Here is a 24,756-nt window from a genome sequence, read left to right on the forward strand (position 1 = left end):
GCCGGCTCTCAGCAGGCCGACTCTCAGAAGGGCCGGCCACCCCGCTCAGTCAGCGGGATGGCCGGTCCGGCCAACCACTCGACGGGACGGCTGGGGCGGCCAGCCGTTCCGCCTCTTCATGCAGTGCCTCGATCAGGAGGAACTCCAGCCGGAACTCCTCGTCCACGAGGCTCTCCAGGACGTCCATCCGGGCCTCCCTGTTCCAAGACGTCCGGTGCCGCGCAGCGGTTCACTCCCCAAAAGGGGGAAATTCGGGTAATTCGCCAACAAGTCACCGAGCACGGTGAGTGCGGTCACCAGAGCCGAACACTCACCGTTACATGCTGTGTCAGGAAAGATATCAAAGAGCAATAAGAGACAGCCAGGGCCGACGCCCTGGCTGAACCGGCTACGGACGCCCGGGCCACCCGGCGGCTGACCGTCTCACCTCGCTCCGAGATGCTCGATCGGCCGGCGACACCGGATGGGTCCGAGCGATCACCACCTGGAAGGGTGCTGTCCGCAGCGCCACACCCCGCGCTGACTAGGACATCTTTCCCTTGATGTCGTCGGTGGCCCTGCCGGCCTTGTCGCGGGTCTCCTGGGCCTTGTCCCCAACCCATTTGCCGGCGTCCGAGGCGGTGTCCCGCACACTCTCGCGCATGGTGTCGGTCCAGCGCTGGGCGTTGTTGCGATACATCATCACGCCGATCGCACCGATCGCCGCACCCGTGCACAGCGCGGCGACCGGCCAGCGCCGCCGGGTCTTCCTCGCCGCCGACACATCGATGCGCCTGGCCATCTCGGCGAGGAACGCGCTCACGATGGGGGCGATCTGTTCCTCCACCGACTGGGCGGCCTGGTCGAGTTTCGGCGCCGCCCACAGCCGGGCGTCCTCGATGCGGTTCACCGCCACGTCACGCGCGCTGCCCGCCATCGGGGGCATCCGGACGCCGGCCCTCCTGGCCTGGGTCTTCATCCGGCCCAGCCACGTCTGCGGAACCAACACCTCGACGCCGCGCCCTTTCTTCATTGTCAGGGACACGATCCACCTCCCCTATAGATGGGCCCCGAGTCGACCCCTTCCCGCATGGTCGTCGCTCAATCACGACCGGTGTTCGAAGGCATGCTGGATACCCTGTTAACCAGACAACTAACGCCAAGACATAAGGGGGCGGCCCTCGTGGCTGACAACCTCATCGCGAATCTCCGTACCAATCACGGCACGATCCGGGTCCAACTGTTCCCGAACAAAGCACCGAAAACCGTACGCAACTTCGTCGAGCTCGCCGAGGGCACCCGGGAGTGGACGCATCCGGAGACCGGGGCCAAGACCACGGACAAGCTGTACGACGGCACGATCTTCCACCGGGTCATCAACGGCTTCATGATCCAGGGCGGTGACCCGCTGGGGCAGGGCGTCGGCGGCCCGGGCTACGACTTCGACGACGAGATCCACCCCGAGAACCAGTTCAACCGGCCCTACCTGCTCGCCATGGCCAACGCCGGCAAGCGGTTCGGCAAGGGCACGAACGGATCGCAGTTCTTCATCACCGTGTCGCCGACGCCGCACCTCAACCAGGGGCACACGATCTTCGGCGAGGTGGTCGAGGGCACCGAGGTCGTCGACGCGATCGCCAAGGCCCCGACCGGCAGGAACGACCGCCCGGTCAACGACGTGGTGCTCGAAGCGGTCACGATCGAGCGCTCCTGATCACGCCTGACCAGCCCTGACCCCGGCCGCCCCGGCCACACTGCCCACACCGTCCACAGGTGGAAACGGCCGGGGTGGCCGGGGCACCGGCTGCTCGGGGAGCTTCAAAGTGCTGTCCGGACTTCTGAAACACGACCTATAGTCTGGCGGGCAGTGGACCCGCATCTTCTTCCGGAAGGACGCGATGACCGCCCCGCCGCCGAACCCGCCGCCGACACCACCGGGCATGCCCCCTCCCGGGGCGGATGCCGTGCCGACCTGTTATCGGCACCCCGACCGCGAGACCTACGTCCGCTGCCAGCGCTGCGAGCGCCCGATCTGCCCGGACTGCATGCGCGAGGCGGCGGTCGGTCACCAGTGCGTCGAGTGCGTCCGGGAGGGTAACCGCGACGTACGGCGGACGCGGGCGGTCTTCGGCGGCGCCGCCGTCGTCACGCCCCGGGTGACGTGGGCGCTACTGGCCGCCAACGTGCTGGCCTACGGCGCCGAGGTCCTGGCCCGGGATGAGATCCTCAGGAACTTCCAGATGTGGTCGCCCGGCGTCTACTTCTACGACGAGTGGTGGCGCCTGATCACGAGCGCGTTCCTGCACGCGCCGCCGCCGTCGTTCTGGCACATCCTGTTCAACATGTGGGCACTCTTCGTGATCGGCCCGGAGTTGGAGCGGCGGCTGGGCTCGGTGCGCTTCGGCGCGCTCTACCTACTGTCCGCCCTGGGCGGATCGGTCGCCGTCTACCTGTTCGGTATAGCGGCCGTCGGGGCCTCCGGCGCGATCTACGGCCTGTTCGGCGCGCTGTTCGTGGTGGCACGCAGGCTCGGCTACGACGCGCGCGGCGTGCTGTGGTTGATCGGCATCAACGTCGTGATCACCTTCATCGTGCCCGGCATCAGCTGGCAGGGCCACCTCGGCGGCCTGGTGGTCGGCACCCTGGTCGCCGCGACCTTCGCCTACGCGCCCACGCGGAATCGGACCGCTGTCCAGGTCGGATCGGCGACCGCCGTACTACTCGTCCTGATCCTGATCGTCGCCGCCCTGCCACCGTACGCGACCCTGGCCGTCACCGGCTGAAATCACTGCTGCCCACAGGCTGTGGATAAAGGCTGTGGAAAGATTTCCTCCGGTGACGGGCGGTGTCAGCGCCACTTGGTGGACAGCACCACGCCGACGATGATGAGGCCGAACCCGACGAGCAGGTTCCCGTTGCCCAGCGTCGCGATGCCCGGCAGATCGGGCACGATGTAGTAGACCGCGATCCACACGATGCCCACGATCCAGCAAGCGACCATGAGGGGGGCGAGCCAGCGGGGGCTCACCTTGACCGTCTGCGCCTTCTGCGGCGGGGTGTAGACGGCCTTCTTCCGAGTCTTCGACTTGGGCACGGGACTATCTCCTGCTCGGCACCCGCGCGGTTGTGCGGGCTCTGGTTGGGTCGGGCCCCTCGGGTCTTTTGCCTGCCGCGCTCCTCGCTTCGGCAAGATCCCCGGGGGTCACTCCTTAGCGTAGTCGCTCTTAGTGTGAAGTCCCGAGCAAGGATAGTCGGCGGGGTCGCGCGACGGCGATCCCTGATGCCCGGTTCGCGTAGGCTGATAGCCGTAATTCCTCCTGATCGTGGTGAGGCATGGCGGCGGTTCGGGTGCTCGTGGTGGACAATCACGACAGCTTCGTCCACACCATCGTGCAATATCTGCGCGAACTCGGCGCCGACTGTGACGTCCGGCCCCGCGATCACGTCACGCTCGACGACGCGGCGGGATTCGACGGCGTCCTCGTCTCCCCCGGCCCCGGCACCCCCGAGGCGTCAGGGGTGAGCCTCTCGCTCGTACGGCACTGCGCCGAGCGCGGCCTGCCCCTGCTCGGCGTCTGCCTGGGCCACCAGGCCATCGCGGTCGCCTACGGCGCCACGGTCGCCCGCGCGCCCGAACTCATGCACGGCCGGACCAGCCTGATCTCCCATGACGGCCGAGGCGTCTTCCGGTCGATCCCGTCACCGGTCACCATGACCCGATATCACTCGCTCGCGGTCGTCCCCGACACCGTGCCGGACCTGTTGGAGGTCAGCGCCGCCACACCGGACGGCGTCATCATGGGCCTACGGCATCGTTCGGCGCCCATAGAGGGGGTCCAGTTCCATCCCGAGTCGATCGTGTCCGAGCACGGCCATCGCCTCCTCGGCAACTGGCTCACCCAGATCGTGTAACGCCTCGCCCCTGTGCGACGACATCCGAATGAGGGTTTCCGCCATTGCCCCCGAGTGGCGGAAACCCTCTTCTCATGCGCCGTACGGCGAGAGCCGTGACCGGCGGTGAATCTCACCGCCGATCACGGCTCTCGGGAGACCGGTTCCGCCGCCGGTCCGCGGTCAGTTGCCGAACGGGTTCTCGTCGAGGTCGATGCCGCCGTCTCCGCCGTCACCCATGTCACCGGAGTCGTCGTTGCCGGGGTCGTCCGTCGGGAACTCGTCGCTCGGCTGCTGGGTCGGCTGCTGCTGCGGAGGCGGCCCGCTGGAGACGGTCAGGGTGATCGTGATACCCGGCTGGGTCTTGGTCCCCGGCGCCGGGCTCTGGTCGATCACGTTGCCCTTCGCCACCTGGTCGCTCGGCCGCTCCACGATCTTGGTCTTGAATCCGGCGCCTTCGAGCTGGCTCTTCGCGTCGTCGACGGTCAGACCGAGCACGCTCGGGACGTCCTGCATCGCCTTGGGCACATAGAGGCGGACCGCGGAGCCCTTCGGGACCTCCTTGCCGGCCTTGGGGCTGATGTCGTAGACCACACCCTCCGGCTTGCCGGGGGCGACCTTCGCCACGACGCTGAACTTCAGGCCCAGGGCTTCCAGCTCCGCCTGGGCCTCCTCCTTCGTCTTGCCGATGAGATCCGGCGGAACGGTCACGGTCTCCTCGCCCTTGGACAGGACGATGGTGACCGTCACCCCCTTCTCGACCTCTTCGTCGGCGGCCGGATTGGTGCTGACGACCGAGTCCTTGGGCACGTCGCCGCTGAACTCGGGCTCGCCGTACGTGAACTTCAACTCCGCGGCCTTGATCGCCTTCTCGGCCGCCTCCTTGGTCAGGTTGGTGACCTCCGGCACTTTGGTCTTGTCGGCCGCCGCCGAGCCGCCCGAGCTGAGCAGGGCATAGCCCGCGCCGATGAAGCCGGCGATGACGAGCAGTGGGACCAGGATCCACGCGGCGGTCTTCAGCGCCGTGTTGCTCTTCCTCGCGCCGCTGCGCCGCCGCCCGTCATAGCGGCCGCCGCCCCGCTCCTCCTCGCCGTACTCGTAGGCGGGGATCGCCCGGGTGCCCTGCGCGGGCGGGCCGCCGGCGCTGGTCATCGTCCGCGTGCGGTCGGGCGCCCCGCCGTAGGAGTTGAAGTTGTTGGCCATGGCCATGGTCTGCGGGTCCACCGGCATGCCGGACATCGCCCGCTGGATGTCGGCCCGCATCTCGGCCGCGCTCTGGTAACGATGGATCGGGTCCTTGGCCATGGCCTTGAGCACGATCGCGTCGGCCCACCTGGGGATCTCGGGGTCGATCCGCGACGGCGGGATCGGGTCCTCCCGGACGTGCTGGTAGGCGATCGCCACGGGCGAGTCCCCGGTGAACGGCGGCTGGCCGGTCAGCAGTTCGTACAGCACACAGCCGGTCGAGTAGATGTCACTGCGGGCGTCGACGCGCTCGCCGCGCGCCTGCTCCGGCGACAGGTACTGCGCGGTGCCGATCACCTGGGCAGTCTGCGTCATGGTGGCGGCGGAGTCGGCCATCGCCCGGGCGATGCCGAAGTCCATGACTTTGACCTCGCCGCTCACGGTGAGCATGATGTTGGCCGGTTTGATGTCCCGGTGCACGATGCCGCCGCGGTGGCTGTAGTCGAGCGCCCGCAGGATGCCGTCGGTCAGTTCCATCGCCCGTTCCGGCAGCAGCCGCCGGTCCGCCCGCAGCAGGTCGCGCAGCGTCCGCCCGTCGACGAACTCCATCACGATGTACGGCACGGGCGTGCTGTCCATCGTGTCCTCGCCGGTGTCGTAGACCGCGATGATCGAGGGATGGTTCAGCGAGGCCGCCGACTGCGCCTCCCGGCGGAACCGCGCCTGGAACGTGTGGTCCCGCGCGAGATCCGAGCGGAGCGTCTTGATCGCGACAATACGGTCCAGCCGGATGTCCCGGGCGCGATAGACCTCGGCCATGCCACCACGTCCGACGACGCCGTCGAGTTCGTAGCGTCCGCCGAGAAGTCGTGGCTGAGTCATTTCCTGCACTGTCCCTTGCCGTTCATCTTGGGGTGCTGCCGGTGTCCATCATCCGCCCCTTTCCTCACGTGCCCACCTCATCCGGGGGTCCCGTGTCGGTCGGGCTGACCGATGGGGTCGGAACCTCACTGGGCGTGGAGGCCGGGGTGGGCGTCGGAGTGGGGGTAGGAGACGGGGACGGAGCCGACGAGGGCTGCTGGGTGGGTGGTGCCGATGTGCTTACGGTAGCCGACGGAACGGCGCTCGGCTTGGCCGACGCCGCCGGAGGAACCGGATTGGATGCCTTCGGCGTGGTCGGCCACGTGATCGCGGTGGTCGGCCGTGGCGAAGGCGAGAGCGGGGGTGAGACCGGGGGCGGACTCGTCGTCGCGAACGTCGGAGTCTCGGGCCGGCCCGCGGGAAACATCAGAACTCCGCCGACGGCCACGGCCGCCGCGCAGCCCGCGGCGGCCCCGATCACCGCAACCCGGCGGCGGCGCCGTACTCCATGCCCGACCGTTCGCCCTGCCGCGCCGTGCGGCCGGGAGTAGGGCGCCGTGCGCGGGCGGCCGGCCCTGGTCATGGCGTCTGTGGTCGCCGGTGCGATCCGGGACGCGGCCGGCGTGCTCGGCACGGCCGGACGGTTTCGGGTCGCCGGTGGCGTACGGCTACCCCATACCGGGAAGCCGCCCGGATCGGTCAGCGTGTGGAGGGCCGTGCCCGTGACCGCTTCACCCAGGCCCGTGAGCGCTTCACGCAGGGCGGCGACGCGGTTCACCAGGTCCGGTCCGCTGGCGGGCCGCGCGGCGGGCTGCTTGGCCAGCATGTCGGAGACGAGGGCGCGTACCGGGGGCGGCACGGCGGCCGGAAGCGGCGGCGGCTGCTCGTTGATGTGCTTGATCGCGAGTGCGACCTGGGTCTCGGCGGCGAACGGGGGACGGCCCGCCAGGCACTCGTAGGCGACCACGCCGAGCGAGTAGATGTCGGAGGCGGAGGTGAGCGCGCTGCCCGAGGCCTGCTCGGGGCTGACGTACCGCGCGGTGCCGAGCACGATCCCGGTCCGGGTCAGCGGCGCAGCCTCCAGCGCGCGGGCGATGCCGAAATCGGTGATCTTTACCTGCCCGTCCTCGGTGACGAGCAGGTTCCCCGGCTTGATGTCGCGGTGGATGACCCCGGCCCGGTGCGCGGCGTACAGCCCCCTGGCGGTCTGCTGGACCACGTCGAGTGCGACCTGAGGATCGAGCGCCCCATGCCGGGCCAGAATCGCCGCCAGCGGCTCGCCGATCACCAGTTCCATGATGAGGTAGGCGGCGCCGTCGGACTCGCCGTAGTCGAAGACCTGGGCGATGCCGGGGTCGGCCAGACCCGCGGTGATCCGGGCCTCCGCGCGGAACCTGTCGCGGAACGACGGGTCCGCCGCCACATGACTGCGCAGCAACTTCACCGCGACCTCGCGACCCAGCAACTCGTCGACGGCCCGCCAGACCTCCCCCATCCCGCCGGCCGCGATGGGGGAGGTCAGGCGGTAACGTCCGCCGAGTGTCGAGCCCGCTGACGTCACCGGCCGAGCACCGCCCGCATGACGTCGTGCGCGATGGGCGCCGCGATCACGCCGCCGGTCGCGTCGTTCCCCGCGCTGCCGGCCTCGATGAACACCGCCACGGCGACCTTCGGGTCCTCGGCCGGGGCGAACGCGATGAACCACGCGTGGGAGGGCTTGCCCGGCTCGGTCTCCGCCGTGCCCGTCTTGCCGGCGACGGTGATGCCGGGAAGCTGCGCCCTGCTGCCGGTGCCCCGCTGGACCACGTTGATCATCATCTTGGTCAGCTCGTCGGCGACCTCGGGACTGACGGCCTCGTCCAGTTCCTTGGGCCGGGTGGAGTCGATCTCGCTGCCGTCCGGTCCGACGATCTTGCTGACCAGGTACGGCTTCATGACCGTGCCCCGGTTGGCGATGCCGGCCGCGACCATCGCCATCTGCAGCGGCGTCATCTGGTTGCTGCGCTGACCGATCGAGGTCATGGCCAGCGCGGCCTTGTCCTCCTCAGGGCCGATGTCGCTCGGGTTCACCGACAGGGGGATCTCCAGAGACGACCCGATGCCGAACTTCGCGGCCTGCTTCTTCATCTTGTCGTAGCCGAGATCCATGCCCATCTGGGCGAAGGGCGTGTTGCACGAGATGGTCAGGGCCTCGAGCAGCGTCGCGCGGCCGCCGCAGGACTCGCCGTGGTAGTTCTTCAGCGACAGATTCGTGTTCGGCAGCGGCAGCGAGTCCGGCGCGTCGAGCACGGTGTTCTCGTCCCGCGAGGTGTCGTCCTGCAGGTAGGCGGCCGCCGTGATGACCTTGAAGGTGGAGCCCGGCGCGTAGGTCAGGTTGATCGCCCGGTTGAGCAGGGGCTTGTCCTTGTTCTTGTCCAGCTTCCGGTAGGCGTCGTTGACCTTCGCCTTGTCGGCCACGGCGAGCGGATTCGGGTCGTACGACGGCACGGAGACCATGGTGAGGATCGCCCCGGTCTTCGGGTCCATCGCCACGACGGCGCCCCGCTTGCCGGTCCCCGCCAGACCCTTGTAGGCGATCTTCTGCGCCTCGGCGTTCAGGGTCAGGTCGACGCTGGCGCCCTTGGCCGGCTTTCCGCTGATCAGGTCGACGGCGCGGCGTACGACCATGTCGGGATGGCTGCCGTCGAGATAGCGGCCCTCGGCCGCCTCGATGCCCGAGGAACTCTCCGGCGCGAAGAACCCGACGACGTGCGCGAACGGCTTGCCTTCGGGATATTCACGGGCGAACCGGTAATCCTTGCTCCCGGTGTCAACGGTCTTGGCCAGCGTGACCTTCCCGTCGTCCGCGGTGATCCACCCGCGGTCGACGTTGTAGCGGGCCAAGAATGCCCGCACATTGCGGGGATCCTTGCGCAGCCCCTCGGCCTTCACCGCGCCCAGGTAGGTCACGTTGGCCATGAGCAGGCCGAACATGAGCAGGCAGGCCACCGCGATCCGCTTGAGCGTGCCGTTCATCGCTGCATCACCTGGGTGAGTCCCTCGTCCTGGATCGCCTGCGGCGGAGGGCGCCGGGCCGCGTCGGACATCCGTACCAGCAACGCGATCAGCATCCAGTTGGCCAGCAGCGCCGACCCGCCGGCCGACATGAACGGCGTCACCAGGCCGGTCAGCGGGATCAGCCGCGTCACGCCGCCGACGATGATGAACAGCTGCCAGGCCATGATGAACGACAGCCCGCCCGCCAGCAGCTTGGAGAACGGGTCACGGGAGGCCAGTGCCGTACGGAGCCCGCGTTCAACGATCAGCGCGTAGATCATGAGCAGGGCCATCAGGCCGGTGAGGCCCAGCTCCTCCCCTGTAGCGGAGAAGATGAAGTCCGAGAAGGAGAACGGGATCCGGCGGGGGTGGCCCTCTCCGAGCCCGGTGCCGAGGATGCCACCGGAGCCGATGGCGAACAGGCCCTCCATGAGTTGGTAGCTGGTCCCGTTGAAGTAGAGGTCGTTCGACTCGGCGTCCAGCCAGCCGTTGAAACGGACCTGCACGTGGCTGAAGATCTGCCCAGCCAGGATGGCGCCGCCGACGAAGAGCAGCATCCCGATGAGCACCCAAGAGGTGCGCTGGGTCGCGATGTAGAGCATCGCGATGAACGCGCCGAACAGCAGCAGCGAGGTCCCGAGGTCCTTCTCCAGGACCAGGACGGCGATGCTCACCCCCCAGGTGATGAGCACGGGACCGAGGTCACGGGCGCGGGGAAGATCGATGAAGAGCAGCCGGCGCCCGGCCAGGGCCAGTGCGTCACGCTTGACGACGAGGTAACCGGCGAAGAAGACCACGAGGGCGAGCTTGGCGAACTCACCGGGCTGGATGGAGAACCCGCCGATGTGGATCCAGATCCGGGAGCCGTTGATCTCCGTGCCGATGAGCGGCAGCACGGGCAGGATGAGCAGCACGAGGCCGGCGAACCCGGCGGTGTACGTGAAGCGCCGCAGGATGCGGTGGTCCTTCAGCACGATCACGGTCACGGCGAACATCACGACGCCGAGCGCCGTCCACATCAGTTGGTTGGTGGCGTTCGCGCCATCCTGACCGGTCTGCTCGATCCGGTAGATCATCACCAGCCCGAGCCCGTTGACCAGGGTCACGAGGGGAAGCAGCAGGGGGTCGGCCCACGGCGCGAACCGGGCGAGCACCAGGTAGGCGGCGAGCATCAGTCCACCGAGGCCGAGGCCGTACGTGAGCATGCCCGACGGAATCTCGCCGTCGATCCCGAGGCCGACGCTCGCGTAGGCGCCCATCACGATCAGCACGGCGAAGGCGAGCATCCCGAGTTGGGCGCCGCGCCGCTTCGCGGTCATCGGCACGGGCATGGCTTCGGCGGCACTCACTGGCCGGACCTCGCCGAGGTCGAGGTCGGGATCGGGGCGTCCGGGCTGGCGTCCGGGTTCGAGGCGTTCTGTCCGGAAGTGCCCGCCTTGGTGGTGTCCTGCTTGGGGGTGTCCTGCTTGGGGGTGTCGGACGCCTTGAAGCTCTTTATCATCGCGATTCCCGCCCGGAGGTCGTCGACGGGGATCCCACTGCGTACCTGGTCCTGCTGCACGTCGGCGAGCGCCGAGACGCGGGCGTGCTCCTCGGTGTAGGCGACATCCTTGAGGGACACCGGCCCGAGTTGGACGTCGACGCCGCGGAAGACCACCAGCTTGTCCCCGCTGGCGCCGACGTAATACTGGCTCTGAACCCACTGGGAGCCGAAGTAGCCGCCGCCACCCAGCACGGCGCCGATGATCACGACCGCCGTGACCGGCCGCAGCCAGGAACGGCGTTTGTCCGAGCCCGAACCTCTCGACCGCCGTGCGGAGGACCTGGTCCCCCGCACGGGCTCGTCGTCGAGATCCTCATCCATGATCACCGGCTGTGGCGCGGTGGCCGCCATCGCCCCGGGGGCGGGACCACCGCTCGGTGAGACCGGACCGAACGCCCGGCCCGAGCCCGCCGCGCCCACGATCGCCGCGGCCGTGACGGGCGGCGGCGCGTCGCCCACATCGATCACATCGGCGACCACGCAGGTGATGTTGTCCGGCCCGCCGCCCCGGTTGGCCAGGTCGATGAGCTGCCGTACGACGTCTTCGGGGTCTTCGACCGTCGTGAGCGTGTGATGCAGGGTCTCGGCGCTGACGACGGTGGACAGACCGTCGGAGCAGAGCAGGTAGCGGTCGCCCACCTGGGCCTCCCGGCCCTGCAGGTCGGGGTCGACCTCGCCGCTGCCGTCGAGCGCCCGGAGCAGGATCGAGCGTTGCGGGTGGTTGGCCGCCTCCTCCTGAGTGATGCGGCCGTCGTCCACCAGCGACTGGACGAGCGTGTGGTCGTGCGTGATCTGGAACAGCTCGTCGCCCCGCAGCATGTACGCGCGGGAGTCACCCACGTGAACCAGCGCGAAGCGGGAACCGTGCCAGAGCATCGCGGTGAGGGTGGTGCCCATGCCCTTGAGGCTCGGGTCCCGGGCCACCATCGCGTGTAGCTGACGGTTGGCGTCCCGGACCGCCGCCTCGATGTCGCCGAGCAGGTCACCGCCGAAGGCGTCCCCGTGATCCACATCGCGGTCCAGGGACGACATTGCGGCGATGGCGACCGAGCTGGCCACCTCGCCGTGAGCATGCCCGCCCATGCCGTCGGCGACGGCGAGCAGGCGGCCGCTGGCATACGCCGAGTCCTCGTTCCCCTCGCGGAGGAGGCCGACGTCCGAGCGAGCGGCGTAGCGGAGTGCGATTGTCATTTGCGCAATTCGATGACGGTTTTGCCGATGCGGATCGGAACTCCGAGAGGCACCGGGGTCGGGCGGGTCACTTTAGAACGTTCAAGGTACGTACCGTTGGTCGATCCGAGATCTTCCAGGATCCACTGGCCGTCCTGAGGAAACAATCGGGCGTGCCGACTGGAAGCGTAGTCGTCGCTGAGGACCAGCGTGGCGTCGTTCGCCCGGCCTATGGTGATGGGCATCTCCGTAAGGTTGATGATGGTCCCTTGCAGGGGACCACCAGTGACGATCAGTTGACGGGGCTCGCCCTTCTTCTGCTTGGGCTTCGCCATGGGTTTGGCCTGCTTGGCCGGCTTCCGTGCGGACGCGGGAGCCGTACGCGGGCCGAACAGGTCTGTCCGGATGACGCCGACCGCGGCAATCACGAAGAACCACAGCAACGCCAGGAAGGCGAGCCGGATCAGCAGCAGCGTTAGCTCGGACATGGACCGCTTGTCTACCTCTAATCTCGCCGGAACACCAGGGTCGTACGACCCAGTGTGACCCTCGTCCCGTCCTGCATTTCGATCCTACGGACCGGCTGGCCGTTGACGAAGGTACCGTTCGTGGACCCCAGGTCGACGAGCACAACCTGCTGCCCCTCCACCCTTAACTCCGCATGATGCCGTGACACGCCCGGATCCACGAGTCGAAGATCGCAGTCGGTACCGCGGCCAAGCAAGGTCACCGGCGTGGTCAGCTCGTACGACCGCTGCCCCTGCGGATCGTCCTGGGTGGAGACCAGCAGCCGGGGACGGCCGCCGAACGCGCTCGGACGGCCGGCGGGCAGGTCGCTCACCGGCTGGCGGATCTCGTCCTGCTCGACCGTCGCCCCGCGGATCACGCCCGACCGGATCCGGAACAGCCCGACCCCGAGATCGTCCGCGGTCTCGAACCGCACGCGGACCGGCCCCACGAACGAGTACCCCTGCTCCTTCGCGTACTCCCTGGCGAGGTTCGCCAGTTCGTGACTGAGGCTGTCGGCGTACACCTCCAGCCGCTCACTGTCGGTGCTCGACAACTCCACCACGAAGTCGTTGGGCACGAGCGTGCGACCCTGAGCGACGATCGCGGCCCGCTCGTCCATCTCCCTCTGTACGGCGCTGGCCACCTCGACCGGCTGGAGATCGGACTTGAACGCGCGCGCGAAGGCCCCTTCAACCAACCCCTCGAGCCTTCGCTCGAAGCGCTGAAGGACTCCCACCGGATACCTCCCTCCACTCACTGTTGGTCGCGACCGCTCCGGTGCTTGCACAGCCCCATCGCCGACGTCCCTTAGGAGGGATCGTATCCGGGTTCGGTACCACGGGCGGTTACGTGCTAACCTTTCCACGCAACCCCGGAGTGGGGAGCAGCCGCGACGGGCAAGTGGCGGAATGGCAGACGCGCACGGTTCAGGTCCGTGTGTCCGAAAGGACGTGGGGGTTCAACTCCCCCCTTGCCCACCAGACACCAGCCTCGTAGGGCCGGAAGCCAAGCTTCCTCCCACGAGGCTTTTCCATTGCCCCCTCCCCCCGTGCGTGATCTTGCAGTTTCTCGCATGAACAGCCTTCCACCTGCCCTTATAGCTTTCGTGATCTTGCAGAATTTCGGCACAGAAGCAGCCGGGCCACGGAAACGCCGATAGCGATCTCTCAGTCCAGGCTCGGAAGTGCAAGATCACGAAAGGGATCCGGCCAGGTCAGCGCGGATACATGCGAGTTTCTGCAAGATCACGGATGGTGTTCTGCCTGGTGGATGCCCTTTCCTGCGAGAAACTACAAGATCACGCCCAAGGGGTGGTGCCTCGGCCGTCACCCGCACGCCCTGGATGCCCACGCAGCCAGGGGCGGAGCGACTCAAACGGCCAGGAGTTCGCCGAGCAGGGTCGTGAGATCGATCACCCCGATGACCCGGCCGGACACGTCTGTGACCAGGCCCAGCTGCGCATGAGCCTCCTGGAGCACGGTCACCGCGTCGAGAACGGTGGTGGCCGTCGCCACCCGGGGCGCGGAGGTCGCCACCTCCTCCGGGCGGCGTTCCGGGTGGATCAGGGCGTCCCGGACGTGCAGCACGCCGAGCACGTCCTCGCCGGACACCACCAGCATGCGACGCCTGCCGCTGCGGACCGCGGTCTCGCGCACCACCCGGTCGTCGGCGCCCGCCGGCACGGAGGGCACCTCGCCCAGCGGCAGCATTAGCCGTTCCACCGGCTGTGACTGGACCCGCAGCGCCCGGGTGAGCAGGTTGTGTTCGTCTCGGTCGAGCATGCCCATCCGACCGGATTCGGCCACCAGGATGGCGAGTTGGTGCGGGGTGCGCGTGGTGGCGAGTTCGTCGCGCGGCCGCACGCCGAAAACTCCGAGTGTCGCGTTGGTCAGGCCGTTCAGCACCGCGATGACCGGCCGGACGATCCACGTGAAACCGCGGAACGGCAGGGCCAGCCCCATCGCCGCCCGCTCGGGATGGGTCAGCGCCAGCGACTTGGGCGCCATCTCGCCGACGACCATGTGCAGGAACGTCACGAGCGCGAGCGCCACGACGAACGCGGAGGGGGTACGCAGCGACTCGGGCAGGAGGACGAGCACCGGCTCGAGCAGGTGCTCGATGGCGGGCTCCGCGACCATGCCGAGGCCCAGCGAGCACAGCGTGATGCCGAGCTGAGCACCGGCCAGCATGAGCGAAAGCTCGCGTCCACCACGCGCGGCCGTGCGGGCCGCTACCCGGGCCAACCGCCCACCTGAGAGCGCGAGCTCCTCCAGCCGGTGTCGTTTGGCCGACACGAGGGCGAACTCGGCGGCCACGAACAGCCCGTTGGCGATCAGCAGGACCACCCCGAGCAGGATCGCCCCCAGATTTCCGCTCATGCCGTTATCTCCCACAGCAGGCCTTTACGCGAAGCATGTCGCCTTCGGGAGAAATCATGCTTACCGAGCTCCCCGCGCGCCTGCGACTCCCCTGTCTTCCCGGCTGCCTTCCCGGCTGCCTTCCCGGCCTCCCCCGGTCCGTCCGGCTCGTCTGGCCCCTCCTGCTCGCCGGACGCCCGTGACTCGCCGGACCCTCCCGGATCGTCGAGTCCACGGTCGCGGACCGCGAGCCGTACCCACTCGGGGACTCGACGGCGCACGCTCAGGACCGTGAGCAGGGCCCGCCGCGCGCCGGGCTCGTCATCGGCGAACGGGTCGGTCTCCGGCAGCAGCTCGGCGCCGATCTCGTCGCCGGTCTCGGCCATCCGGCCCAGGGCGGCGAGCACCAGCCCGGCGATCGTCTCGTAGTCGTCGCTTTCTGGAAGCCGTACGCCGGTGGCCCGCTCGACCTCGTCGAGGCGGAGCGTGCCCGGCACCTCCCAGCTCCCATCGTCGCGTACGACGACGCCGAGGGGCTCGGGGTCGTTCTCGTCCACGAGCTCACCGACGAGTTCCTCCGCGAGGTCCTCGATCGTGACCACGCCGGCGAGACCGCCGTACTCGTCGATGACGCAGGCGAACGTCTCGCCCGACTCGGCCATCCGGTTCAGCAGCGCGGGCAGTGGCAGCGTGGCCGGCACGAGCACGGGGGCCCGGGTGATGCCGCCGATCAGCCTGGGCGAATCCGCGTGCAGATATTCCGGGATCCCGGTGATGCCGACGACCTCGCCGGTGGCGGCGCCGAGCACCGGATAACGGGAGTGCCCGTGGGTGCGCAGGGCGGTGAGGAGCGCCCCGACCGGCTGCCCGGCACGCAGCGAAACCACGCGGGGGCGCGGGACCATCACGTCCTCGGCGGTACGGTCGCCGAACTCCAGGGCGCGCTCGAGCAGATCGGCGAGCCGGGGTGGCAGCTCGCCGGCCGCGGCGGACTCCGCCACGATGCGGGACAGCTCCTCCGGCGTGGCGCCCTGCGCGAGCTCCTCGACGGGTTCGATGCCCACCAGCCGGACCAGCCGGGACGCGGCGGAGTCGAACAGGCGGATCACCGGCCCGGCGACCTTGAGGTAGACGAGCGTCGGGCCGGCCAGGAAGCGGGCGACGGATTCGGGACGGGCGATGCCCAGGTTCTTCGGCGCCAGCTCGCCGAGGATCATCTGGACGACCGTCGCGATCGCGATGCCCAGCGCCACGGCGATGCCGGGCACCGCGCCGGCGGGTACGCCCAGGCGCTCCAGCGGGTCGCGCAGCAGGCCGGCGATGGCCGGCTCGGCGATGAAGCCCACCAGCAGCGTGGTGACGGTGATGCCGAGCTGTGCGCCGGAGAGCATGAACGAGAGGCGGCCGGTGATGTCGAGGGCACGCCGGGCCGCGGCGTCACCGGCGGCGGCCTGCTCACGCAGTGCCGTACGGTCCGTCGCGACGAAGGCGAACTCCTGGGCGACGAAGAATCCGGTGGCGATGGTCAGGAGGAGTACGGCCAGTAGGCCGGCGGCGGCGCTCATCGAGCGCTCGCCGTATGAATGTGGGGTCCCGTGCCGAGGCACGGGCCGGTACTCCAGGAGTCCGGAGCGGACACGTCATTCCCTTCGTGTGGTGGTACACCACGGTAACGGCTCGGCACCCCCGGTTGGTTTCCCACCTCCGGCCACCGGCTACCCGATCATCGGTCGCTCCGCAGCTCCGGGAACTGGTCGTCCCGCCATTCGCCGCCCGGCGAAGCCCCGTCGGCGGCGGCGTTCTCCCTGGCGCGCAACTCGACACGGCGGATCTTGCCGGAGATGGTCTTGGGCAGCTCGTAGAACTCGAGCCGCCGTACGCGCTGGTAGGGGGCGAGGTTCTCCCTCGCGTGGCGCAGAATCGCCAGCGCCGTCTCGCGGTCGGGCTCCCAACCGGGAGCCAGCGCCACGTACGCCTTGGGCACCGCGAGGCGGATCGGGTCGGGGGCCGGCACGACAGCGGCCTCGGCCACCGCCGGGTGCTCAATGAGCACGCTTTCGAGCTCGAACGGCGAGATCCGGTAGTCGGACGCCTTGAAAACGTCGTCGGTCCGCCCGACGAAGGTGATGTAACCGTCGGCGTCACGGGTGGCGACGTCGCCGGTGCGGTAGTAGCCGCCGGCCATCACCTCGGCGTCGCGCTCCGGGTCGCCGAGATAACCGGTCGTCACGTTGAGAGGACGCCGGGACAGGTCCAGGCAGATCTCACCCTCGTCGGCGGGCCGCCCGGTGACCGGATCGACCAGCACGACGGGCACGCCCGGCAGCGGACGACCCATCGAACCCGGCTTGATCGGGGAGCCCGGCGTGTTGCCGACCAGGGCGGTCGTCTCGGTCTGGCCGTACCCGTCGCGAATGGTCAGCCCCCAGGCCTGCTCCACCTGCGAGATCACCTCGGGGTTCAGCGGCTCCCCGGCGCCGAGCGCCTCCCGCAGTTTGCCCGGCCCGCCCGACAGATCGGCCTGGATCAGCATCCGCCACACCGTCGGCGGGGCGCAGATGGAGGTGACCCCGGCCCGGCGGATCTGGTCGAGCAGCGTGGCTGCGTCGAACCGCGAGTAGTTGTAGATGAAGATCGTCGCCTCGGCGTTCCATGGCGCGAAGAAGGAACTCCAGGCATGCTTGGCCCAGCCGGGTGAGCTGATGTTGAGGTGGACGTCTCCCGGTCGCAGCCCGAGGAAGTACATCGTCGTCAGGTGCCCGACCGGATAGGACACCTGTGTGTGCCGTACCAGTTTGGGTCTGCTGGTCGTGCCGGAGGTGAAGTAGAGCAGCAGGGTGTCACCCGGTGCCGTACGCGCCTGGAACACGTGCGGCGTGGCCACCGCGTAGGCGTCCCGGTAGCGGTGCCAGCCGGTCGGCTCCCGGCTGTCGCCGCCGACACAGATCCGGGTGTAATCGCCGGCGACGGACTCGAACTTCCCGGTGTCCGCCGCGTTCGCGATGACGTACCGCGCCTCGCCGCGGTCGACCCGGTCGGCGAGGTCGGCGCCTCCGCTGGCGGTGGTCGTCGGCATGATGACCGCGCCGAGCTTCATGATCGCCAGCATCGACTCCCACAGTTCGACCTGGTTGCCGAGCATCAGCAGCACTCGGTCGCCGTCGCCCACGCCGAGGCCGGACAGCCAGGTGGCCACCTGGTCGGAGCGGTGGGCCATCTCGTCGAACGAGTAGCGCCGCTCGGCGCCGTCCTCCTCGACTATCCACAGCGCCGTCCGATCGTTGCCCCTGGCGATCACGTCGAACCAGTCGGTCGCCCAGTTGAAGGTCTCTCCGTCGAAGACGGGCCACGTGAACTCCGCCACGGCCTTGCCGTGATCACTGGAAAGCCGCAGCAGCAGGTCACGGGCATCGCGGAAGGCTGCGGTGTTGGTCGTCTGCGGCACGCTGGAACTCCTTTGCCGATGGCCGCGCATGGACCGGCCACCGCCGGCGGTTCCGACCGGGGGCGGAATCCACGCGGCAGAGCCTGCTCGGATAAGCCGGTCTGTCCAATCTGCCCATATTCATTCGCGCGCCGGGGCCCGTCGTCAAGGCACCGGACGAGACGACCCCGCCGTTTCACATGCCGCCGTTTCATGGGCCGCTGCTTTATGGGTCGCTGCTTTATGGGCCGCCGACAACGGCGCGCGTACTTTGACGGTGACGGCGCTACCTTAAAGTCGAGGTCCTACCGTAATGGCCGGGCAAAGTCGGGGGCGGGCGGCACGACGCCGTCCGGGTGCGAGCGTGGGGAGTCACATTGGCCGAGGATGACGAGGCGACCCGGGCCATCCGGCGGCCGGGGGCACGCCCGCCGGCACCGTCCGACCGGCCTCCCACCGGGCCACCGCCCTCCGTGCCGACAGGCCGCGAAGGGATCGGCGCAGGGGGCCGCGACAACACGATCCCGCGAATCAGGTCCGACGTGTACGGCAAGCCCCGGTCCGGCCAGGCTCCGGTACGCCCGCTCAGAGGCGGCAGCGGCGGTGACGGCGGCGGCGGCGACCGGCATGAGCGTGACGGTGACGCGCGGCGGCGGCCGACAGGGAAGATCATCTTTAGAGTCGTCGCCGCCCTGCTCGTCATTCTGATCATCGCCGCCGTCGTCCTGTACTTCTGGATCGGCGGCAGGCTCAAGCACACCGAGGTGCTCGGCGACCACGCCGGACGGCCTGCCGAGACGCCCGGACAGGACTGGCTGCTGGTCGGGTCCGACAGCCGGGAGGGCCTGACGAAGGCGCAGCGCCGGAAGCTCGCCACCGGCAAGGCGGTCGGCAAGCGGACCGACACGATGATGCTGCTGCACATCCCGGAGAGCGGCCGGCCGACCCTCGTCAGCCTGCCCCGCGACTCGTACGTCCCGATCGAGGGCCACGGCAGCGACAAGCTCAACGCGGCGTACGCCTTCGGCGGCCCGGAGTTGCTGACGAAGACCGTCGAGCGGGTCACCGGCATCCGGATCGATCACTACATGGAGATCGGTTTCGGGGGGTTCGTCGGCATCGTCGACGCGATCGGCGGGGTCAACATCTGCGTGAAGCAGAACATCAAGGACCCCAAGGCCGGGATCAACCTGAAGAAGGGCTGTCAGGACATGGACGGCGGCACCGCACTCGGTTACGTACGGACCCGGGCGACGGGCGCCATCCCCGACTTCGAGCGCACCCAGCGCCAGCGCCAGTTCTTCTCCGCCATCGTGCAGAAGGCCGCGTCTCCCGGCACGTTGCTGAACCCGTTCGCGTCGGTGCCACTGGGGCTGAGCGCGGCCGACTCGGTCGAGGTCGACCCCGGCACCGGCCTGTTCGACCTGCTGTCGGTCGGCATGGCCATGCGGGAGGGCCCCGTCACCACGGCGGTCCCGATCGGGTCACTGCCGACGATCAACGGCGCCGCGGTGGTGAAGTGGGACAGAGAGAAAGCGCTTCGCCTGTTCAACGCCCTCGCCGAGGACAAGCCCGTCCCCAAGGACGTCATAGCTAAATGACATCCCCCCGCTGCCGATCGGCGTCACGCTCGTCGGCCTCGCGAGCGTAGTCTTCGGCCGTCATGGTCAGCCGTTCTCGCCAGTGACGGGATGCCTCGAGGTCATCGGCGATGGGACCGGATACCGGTGCAGTTACGCCTCTCATGGCTGCCCATCCTTCGGCCCTGTGCTCTGGGATCGGGTCGGTTAGACTTGACACATGAGCGTGATGCGCGAGGAGCTCCACCATCTGGTGGAGCGGTTGCCTGAAGAGAAGGTAGCTCCTCTACTGCGTCTTGTCCGCGGTCAGGTTGAAGAGCAACCAGTGGTTCGTGATCTGCCGTTCATTGGGATGTTGGAAGCGGAGCCGGATTTCGCAGAACGCTCTGAAGAAATCCTCCGTGTGGAGGACAATCACTCTTTGTGATCGTCATTGACTCCGGTCCGCTAGTCGCTGCGGTCAACAACCGGGACAACCACCACTATGCCTGCTCCCAGCTCCTCCGAACCCATCCGGGGCCGCTGCTCGTTCCAGCGACAGTAGTCACCGAAGTATGCCAACTTGTCGAGAAACGACAGGGAAGCAAAGCGGAAGCGGCGTTTCTGAAGTCCTTCGGATCGGGCCTGGATCTGATCGATCTGACGAATGAAGATCTCATCCGCATGAGCACTCTGGTGGAGACGTACGCGAGCCTCCCTCTCGGTGCGGTCGATGCCTCTGTGATCGCCGTCGCCGAGCGATTGGGCGCCACCGAGGTGGCGACCATCGATCGCCGTCACTTCACGGTCGTCCGTCCAAGGCACACGAGCGCGCTCATTCTGCTACCCGCACAACTCTGAGGTGAGCCTTTGCTTGTCGAGCACTGCCGCCTCGTAAAACGCGCGTTCTCCTCCTCCGCCTTGCGAGCACCACCCTGGGCACCGCTCCTTCCGGGCAAACCTTGGCGATCAGGGCACTAGTGTCCGGATCACGCCGCCGTGCGGCCAGAATGGGGCCTATGGGGATCTCTGCGGAACTGCATGCCATCGGGCGGCCGATGCTCGACGCCCAGCTCGCCCACCCGACCGTACGGGGCATCGCGGCGGGTGATCTGCCCGAACCGGTTTTCCGGTCCTGGCTGGAGCAGGACTACCTGTATCTGCTCGACTACGTCCGGGTGTTCTCCCGGTTGGCCTGGCAGGCTCCGGACGACCACCTCGGCGACCTCGTCGATCTCGCGTACTCGACCTGGCACGACGAGCTCGACCTGCACCGTTCGCTGTCCGCCGAGTTCGGCGCGGACCTCGAAGGCGCGAAGAAGGGCCCGGCCTGCGCCGCCTACACGTCGTTCCTGCTGGAGTCGGCGGCGAACTACGCGGAGGGGCTGGCCGCGCTCTACCCCTGCGCCTGGGGATATTCCACGCTCGGCCGGATCCTCGCCGAGAACCCGCCCGCCGAGCCGCGTTACCGGAGGTGGGTGGACACCTACGCCGATCCCGGCTTCGCCGCGCTGGCCGTACGCATCGCCGAGATGATCGACGAGATCGACCCCGAGCCCGAGCGGACCAAGGAACTGTTCATCGAGGCCATGAACCACGAACTCGCCTTCTGGGACGTGCCCGTGTAGGCGGGGCTCTCCGGGATACCGTTCAGGCATGCCTGAACTGCCCGAGGTCGAGGCCCTTGCCGAGTTCCTGCGCGAGCATGCCGTCGGGCGCGCGATCGCGGGGGTGGACGTGGTCGCCTTCCAGGCGCTGAAGACCGTCGACCCGCCCGTCACGGCGCTGGGCGGCCTGACCCTCACCGGGGCGGGCCGCCACGGCAAGTTCCTCGACCTCGACTGCGACGGGCTGCACCTCGTCACGCATCTCGCCCGGGGCGGATGGCTGCGCTGGCGCGACGACCTCACGGGCGCGAAGCCGGGCCGCTCGAAGACGCTCGCGGTGCGGGTACGGCTCTCGCCCGCCGAGGACGGCCGGGCCCCCGGGTTCGAGCTCACCGAGGCGGGCACCCAGAAGCGACTGGCCGTCTACGTGGCGAGAGATCCGGACGAGGTGCCGGGGATAGCGAACCTCGGCCCGGATCCCCTCGCCGACGACTTCACCGTGGAGACGCTCGCCTCGATCGTGAGCGGGAGCCGTACCCAGATCAAAGGGCTGCTGCGCGACCAGAAGGTGATCGCCGGCATCGGCAACGCGTACTCGGACGAGGTGCTGCACGTGGCGCGGATGTCCCCGTTCAAAGTCGCGGCGACGCTGACGGACGAGCAGGTGGCGGCCCTGCACACCGCCATCGTGACGACCCTGCGCGACGCGGTCGGCCGGGCCAGGGGCCTGGCCGCCGAGGACCTCAAGTCGGAGAAGAAGTCGGGCCTGCGCGTGCACGGCCGTACGGGCGAGGCGTGCGGAGTCTGCGGCGACACGATCCGCGAGGTGTCGTTCGCCGACTCGGCGTTGCAGTACTGCCCGACCTGCCAGACAGGCGGCAGGCCCCTCGCGGACCGCCGCCTGTCGCGCCTGCTCAAATGATCAGACAGACCACGGCGGGGTGATCCGTCGACCAGCTCTTCCACAGCCTCGGAGAGTAATCCACAGGCTGTGGAGAACCTCTGATTCTTGTGCATCGGACCAGCAGACAGGGCTCGTGACGGGATCGGCGGAAACAAGCTGGTGCCACCTCCGCCGGGACGCCGCCCGGGCATCTCCGCGGACCGGCGAGAATGGGCGCATGATGGTGCCGGAAATCGCGGCGAACGCCGTACCCGAGGACGCATATCTGCTGGACGTCCGCGAGATCGACGAGTGGCAGGCGGGACACGCGCCGCATGCCGTCCACATCCCCCTGGGCCACCTGCAGGCCCGGGTCGACGAGCTTCCCCAAGGCGACACGGTCTACGTGATCTGCCGCGTGGGAGGCAGGTCCGCCCAGGCCGCCATGTGGCTCAACCACATCGGCAGGAAGGCGATCAACGTGGACGGCGGCATGCAGTCATGGGCCGCCGCCGGCCGCCCCATGCTCAGCGAAACCGGCGCCACGCCCTACGTCGCATAGCGGGTCGTGCCGATTCCGGCTTCCCGCATTGTAGGGCCGCTCGACGGCACCGGTCGGCATCCCACCGGCGCCGTCAGGCGACGCATGTCTGAACTGCAGCGAGTCAGTCCGCGGCCGGACGCCATCGATCGGCAGCTCGGACCGCCCCGATGCCACCCGCCAATCCGAGCCCGACAGCGAGGACGACCGCCGCCGCCGTACCGGCTGCGGTGATGTCCCAGGAGAACGTCCCCGATCCGGATATGGCAATGAAGAAATTGCCCTGCCATGCCGCCACGGCAACTCCGATCACGACAGCGAGCAAGGCGGGGAGAGTGAGATTCCACAGCGCGATTCGCATCAGGAAACGCCGCTGTTCCGTGAGTACCGCAAGCGGTGCGACCGAGGCCGTAAAAACAAGGAACTCAGCTGCGGAACTGAACACGACAGTGATTAGGAGAATTGCCAGTATCAAAACGGTCAGAAGCCGAATCCAGTCCGCCATGCTCACCAAACGGTCCGCGCCCAGCAGCCAGGCATCGAACGGCCTCTCGACATGTGCTCTCCCGAAAGCCTGATGTGCTGCGATCTTCACCTGCCACAAGGGCGCGGCCTCGGTTCTCAGCGGGGAGATTATGGCGAGGCCATCGGTAGATGCCGTTCCCCTGTATATATCGCCCTGCCGCAGTGTCGTCGCACTGGATCCCAGTCCAATGCTGCCATCCAGGACACGGGCTCGAAGGTCCCCGTTACTCAGCTGCATCGGCGGTTCATCACAGGACAACCCGATTTCGCGGATCGCAGCACAGTCCGTGCGCACCACTGTCGGCTTCGTGGGATCTTCCGGCCGATAGAACGCGAAAAGCTCACTCTCCGAGGGGAGCTTATCTCGGAAGGAACGGATTTTCTCGGGTGTCAGAGAGGGAGCGGTTACGAGTAGCACCGAATCTCCCAATCGTTGTTGTAAGAACTCGGCGTTCTGCCCAGCGTCGCCCAGCCGGCTGGTCCACACCTGCGCTTGGGTGATGACACCGAGACCGATGACGATCACGGCAACGAGTCGGACCACCACGCCTGGGCGAGCGTGCGCCCACCGGCCCGCCACCAGTGCGACACCACGACCGCCTCGAAGTCCGAAACGCGCGACCCGCTCCCCCATCCACCGGACGGCCACGCCGGCGGCCGACGGAAGCATGCCCCAGAGCAGAGCCGTTCCACCGATATAACTGAGGAAGCCGGCCACCTTCGGCAGATACGGCGTGACAATGACCAGGAAGAGGCCGGCCAAGCCAGCCACCAACCGCCAGCGGGGAACTTCGACGGCGAAAGTGCGCGGGCGGGTGGTACGACCGTCCAGCCTGATTCGATGCAGGGAGGCGACAACAAGCAGGGCGATAAGGCATGCGGCCGACATCATCAGCGGTACGGCCCAGGACCATGTGCGAAGGTCGGACGGGCTGACCACGAAACCCGAGATCGGGAGCCTCGTTGTCACGGTCATCATCGCCAGGTAGGGAAGCGCGCCCAGGACGGTGCCGAGGATAACGGCCGGAAGAGCCTCACCGACTGTGACCAGCGTCCGGTGCCAACCGGTCCCGCCCAGCGCGGCGAGGAGTTGAGTGCGCCGGTCCCTGGTCGCCGAACCTACTCGGGCCGCGACGACCAGCAGCACCAGGGCGGCGCCACCCAATGTGATCGCGAGCGTGCTGAGAAACTGACCGATGGGGACCCGATTGAGCGAGTCGCCGATCGGCATGGCCTTGGAGGATCCGATCCGAGCGATGCGCAGCCACTCACGATGGTGATCTACGATCGGGCGCACGTAAGCGAGGCGCTCCCCGGGGGATGCAAGACCCTCAGAGCCGATGGTTCCGCCGAAGGTCCCGTAGCGACCGGTGATCTTTTCGGCCTGGCCCGCACGTATCAACTCGGGGGACAGGAACGCTTCACCAGGCCTGGGCCACCTTGGTAGCCCAGGAGGTGGCGGAGCGGACGGCGAAAGTGGCTCTACGTAGATGACGCTGTGCGGAACCGTCCCTACCGCGTCTCCGCCTTCCGAGTAGAGCACGATGGCCGGATCTTTCTTGTTCTTGACCGGCTCCGCACCGCGTGCTGCCTCTCGTTGGTCCCAACCGCTGTAAACGGCCACCACCATGAGACAGAACAGGAGAGACGCCGTCATGATCGCCGCTCCGGTCATCAGGGCTACC

General features: G+C 68.3%; 23 protein-coding genes and 1 tRNA gene. 10 read left to right on the forward strand and 14 right to left on the reverse strand.

The features are described from left to right. Positions 1 to 49: 49 nt before the first annotated feature. Both ACFHYQ_RS22260 and ACFHYQ_RS22265 read right to left on the reverse strand, forming a co-directional pair. Positions 50 to 187 carry a hypothetical protein gene (locus ACFHYQ_RS22260; RefSeq protein ID WP_394303070.1) on the reverse strand — a complete coding sequence of 46 codons (138 nt, stop codon included), beginning with the start codon at positions 185 to 187 and terminating at the stop codon, positions 50 to 52. Positions 188 to 523: 336 nt separating this feature from the next. Next, positions 524 to 1,024 carry a hypothetical protein gene (locus ACFHYQ_RS22265; protein WP_394303071.1) on the reverse strand — a complete coding sequence of 167 codons (501 nt, stop codon included), beginning with the start codon at positions 1,022 to 1,024 and terminating at the stop codon, positions 524 to 526. 138 nt (positions 1,025 to 1,162) lie between these two features. On the opposite strand from ACFHYQ_RS22265, the gene ACFHYQ_RS22270 reads away from it, so the two are divergent. Then, complete coding sequence (locus ACFHYQ_RS22270; protein WP_394303072.1) at positions 1,163 to 1,693, forward strand: peptidylprolyl isomerase; 531 nt, start codon at positions 1,163 to 1,165, stop codon at positions 1,691 to 1,693. Between the two features lie 184 nt (positions 1,694 to 1,877). After that, positions 1,878 to 2,762, forward strand: coding sequence for a rhomboid family intramembrane serine protease (locus tag ACFHYQ_RS22275; RefSeq protein WP_394303073.1), 885 nt, complete (start codon positions 1,878 to 1,880; stop codon positions 2,760 to 2,762). A gap of 65 nt (positions 2,763 to 2,827) precedes the next feature. On the opposite strand, the gene ACFHYQ_RS22280 is transcribed toward ACFHYQ_RS22275, so the two are convergent. After that, on the reverse strand, positions 2,828 to 3,073 hold the full coding sequence (locus ACFHYQ_RS22280; RefSeq protein ID WP_394303074.1) for a cell division protein CrgA: 246 nt from the start codon (positions 3,071 to 3,073) through the stop codon (positions 2,828 to 2,830). Between the two features lie 239 nt (positions 3,074 to 3,312). On the opposite strand from ACFHYQ_RS22280, the gene ACFHYQ_RS22285 reads away from it, so the two are divergent. Then, complete coding sequence (locus ACFHYQ_RS22285; RefSeq protein ID WP_394303075.1) at positions 3,313 to 3,891, forward strand: anthranilate synthase component II; 579 nt, start codon at positions 3,313 to 3,315, stop codon at positions 3,889 to 3,891. 162 nt (positions 3,892 to 4,053) lie between these two features. On the opposite strand, the gene pknB is transcribed toward ACFHYQ_RS22285, so the two are convergent. The 7 genes from pknB to ACFHYQ_RS22320 all read right to left on the reverse strand — a co-directional run bounded on the left by pknB (position 4,054) and on the right by ACFHYQ_RS22320 (position 12,911). After that, positions 4,054 to 5,937 (reverse strand): Stk1 family PASTA domain-containing Ser/Thr kinase, encoded by a 1,884-nt coding sequence (pknB, locus tag ACFHYQ_RS22290; protein ID WP_394303076.1) that lies wholly within the window; start codon positions 5,935 to 5,937, stop codon positions 4,054 to 4,056. Positions 5,938 to 6,001: 64 nt separating this feature from the next. Then, entirely contained in the window at positions 6,002 to 7,477 is a 1,476-nt protein-coding gene (locus ACFHYQ_RS22295; RefSeq protein ID WP_394303077.1) for a serine/threonine-protein kinase, read from the reverse strand. Then, positions 7,474 to 8,931 (reverse strand): peptidoglycan D,D-transpeptidase FtsI family protein, encoded by a 1,458-nt coding sequence (locus tag ACFHYQ_RS22300; protein ID WP_394303078.1) that lies wholly within the window; start codon positions 8,929 to 8,931, stop codon positions 7,474 to 7,476. Before ACFHYQ_RS22300 ends, ACFHYQ_RS22295 begins: the two co-directional genes overlap by 4 nt. Continuing rightward, positions 8,928 to 10,271, reverse strand: a complete 1,344-nt coding sequence (locus tag ACFHYQ_RS22305) for an FtsW/RodA/SpoVE family cell cycle protein (protein WP_394303113.1) — start codon at positions 10,269 to 10,271, stop codon at positions 8,928 to 8,930. The genes ACFHYQ_RS22300 and ACFHYQ_RS22305 overlap by 4 nt, the downstream gene beginning before the upstream one ends. A gap of 26 nt (positions 10,272 to 10,297) precedes the next feature. Continuing rightward, entirely contained in the window at positions 10,298 to 11,686 is a 1,389-nt protein-coding gene (locus tag ACFHYQ_RS22310; protein ID WP_394303079.1) for a PP2C family protein-serine/threonine phosphatase, read from the reverse strand. Next, complete coding sequence (locus ACFHYQ_RS22315; RefSeq protein ID WP_204018641.1) at positions 11,683 to 12,153, reverse strand: FHA domain-containing protein FhaB/FipA; 471 nt, start codon at positions 12,151 to 12,153, stop codon at positions 11,683 to 11,685. The genes ACFHYQ_RS22310 and ACFHYQ_RS22315 overlap by 4 nt, the downstream gene beginning before the upstream one ends. A gap of 17 nt (positions 12,154 to 12,170) precedes the next feature. Beyond that, positions 12,171 to 12,911: an FHA domain-containing protein gene (locus tag ACFHYQ_RS22320; RefSeq protein ID WP_394303080.1), complete on the reverse strand. Its 741-nt coding sequence runs from the start codon at positions 12,909 to 12,911 to the stop codon at positions 12,171 to 12,173. A gap of 158 nt (positions 12,912 to 13,069) precedes the next feature. Between ACFHYQ_RS22320 and ACFHYQ_RS22325 the strand changes: the two genes are divergently transcribed. After that, positions 13,070 to 13,155 (forward strand) — tRNA-Leu (locus ACFHYQ_RS22325). 390 nt (positions 13,156 to 13,545) lie between these two features. Here ACFHYQ_RS22325 and ACFHYQ_RS22330 read toward each other — a convergent pair. The 3 genes from ACFHYQ_RS22330 to ACFHYQ_RS22340 all read right to left on the reverse strand — a co-directional run bounded on the left by ACFHYQ_RS22330 (position 13,546) and on the right by ACFHYQ_RS22340 (position 17,977). Continuing rightward, on the reverse strand, positions 13,546 to 14,553 hold the full coding sequence (locus tag ACFHYQ_RS22330) for a CNNM domain-containing protein (protein ID WP_394303081.1): 1,008 nt from the start codon (positions 14,551 to 14,553) through the stop codon (positions 13,546 to 13,548). Next, positions 14,550 to 16,097, reverse strand: coding sequence for a hemolysin family protein (locus ACFHYQ_RS22335; protein WP_394303082.1), 1,548 nt, complete (start codon positions 16,095 to 16,097; stop codon positions 14,550 to 14,552). Before ACFHYQ_RS22335 ends, ACFHYQ_RS22330 begins: the two co-directional genes overlap by 4 nt. Before the next feature lie 158 nt (positions 16,098 to 16,255). Then, complete coding sequence (locus tag ACFHYQ_RS22340) at positions 16,256 to 17,977, reverse strand: AMP-binding protein (protein WP_394303083.1); 1,722 nt, start codon at positions 17,975 to 17,977, stop codon at positions 16,256 to 16,258. 356 nt (positions 17,978 to 18,333) lie between these two features. On the opposite strand from ACFHYQ_RS22340, the gene ACFHYQ_RS22345 reads away from it, so the two are divergent. The 6 genes from ACFHYQ_RS22345 (at position 18,334) to ACFHYQ_RS22370 (ending at position 22,567) form a co-directional block, all read left to right on the forward strand. After that, entirely contained in the window at positions 18,334 to 19,557 is a 1,224-nt protein-coding gene (locus ACFHYQ_RS22345; protein ID WP_394303084.1) for an LCP family protein, read from the forward strand. A 199-nt stretch (positions 19,558 to 19,756) separates the two neighbouring features. Next, positions 19,757 to 19,963: a hypothetical protein gene (locus ACFHYQ_RS22350; RefSeq protein WP_204018646.1), complete on the forward strand. Its 207-nt coding sequence runs from the start codon at positions 19,757 to 19,759 to the stop codon at positions 19,961 to 19,963. After that, positions 19,960 to 20,376 carry a type II toxin-antitoxin system VapC family toxin gene (locus tag ACFHYQ_RS22355; RefSeq protein ID WP_394303085.1) on the forward strand — a complete coding sequence of 139 codons (417 nt, stop codon included), beginning with the start codon at positions 19,960 to 19,962 and terminating at the stop codon, positions 20,374 to 20,376. The genes ACFHYQ_RS22350 and ACFHYQ_RS22355 overlap by 4 nt, the downstream gene beginning before the upstream one ends. A 158-nt stretch (positions 20,377 to 20,534) precedes the next feature. Next, positions 20,535 to 21,143 (forward strand): TenA family protein, encoded by a 609-nt coding sequence (locus ACFHYQ_RS22360; protein WP_394303086.1) that lies wholly within the window; start codon positions 20,535 to 20,537, stop codon positions 21,141 to 21,143. 28 nt (positions 21,144 to 21,171) lie between these two features. Then, on the forward strand, positions 21,172 to 22,044 hold the full coding sequence (locus ACFHYQ_RS22365) for an Fpg/Nei family DNA glycosylase (protein WP_394303087.1): 873 nt from the start codon (positions 21,172 to 21,174) through the stop codon (positions 22,042 to 22,044). A 199-nt stretch (positions 22,045 to 22,243) separates the two neighbouring features. Further along, positions 22,244 to 22,567: a rhodanese-like domain-containing protein gene (locus ACFHYQ_RS22370; protein WP_204018968.1), complete on the forward strand. Its 324-nt coding sequence runs from the start codon at positions 22,244 to 22,246 to the stop codon at positions 22,565 to 22,567. A gap of 103 nt (positions 22,568 to 22,670) precedes the next feature. On the opposite strand, the gene ACFHYQ_RS22375 is transcribed toward ACFHYQ_RS22370, so the two are convergent. Continuing rightward, the gene (locus ACFHYQ_RS22375; protein WP_394303088.1) at positions 22,671 to 24,746 is read right to left on the reverse strand and encodes a hypothetical protein; all 2,076 of its coding nucleotides are present in this window, start codon (positions 24,744 to 24,746) and stop codon (positions 22,671 to 22,673) included. Positions 24,747 to 24,756 lie beyond the last annotated feature (10 nt).

This window comes from Sphaerimonospora cavernae (assembly GCF_042435035.1).
Lineage (GTDB): Bacteria > Actinomycetota > Actinomycetes > Streptosporangiales > Streptosporangiaceae > Sphaerimonospora > Sphaerimonospora cavernae.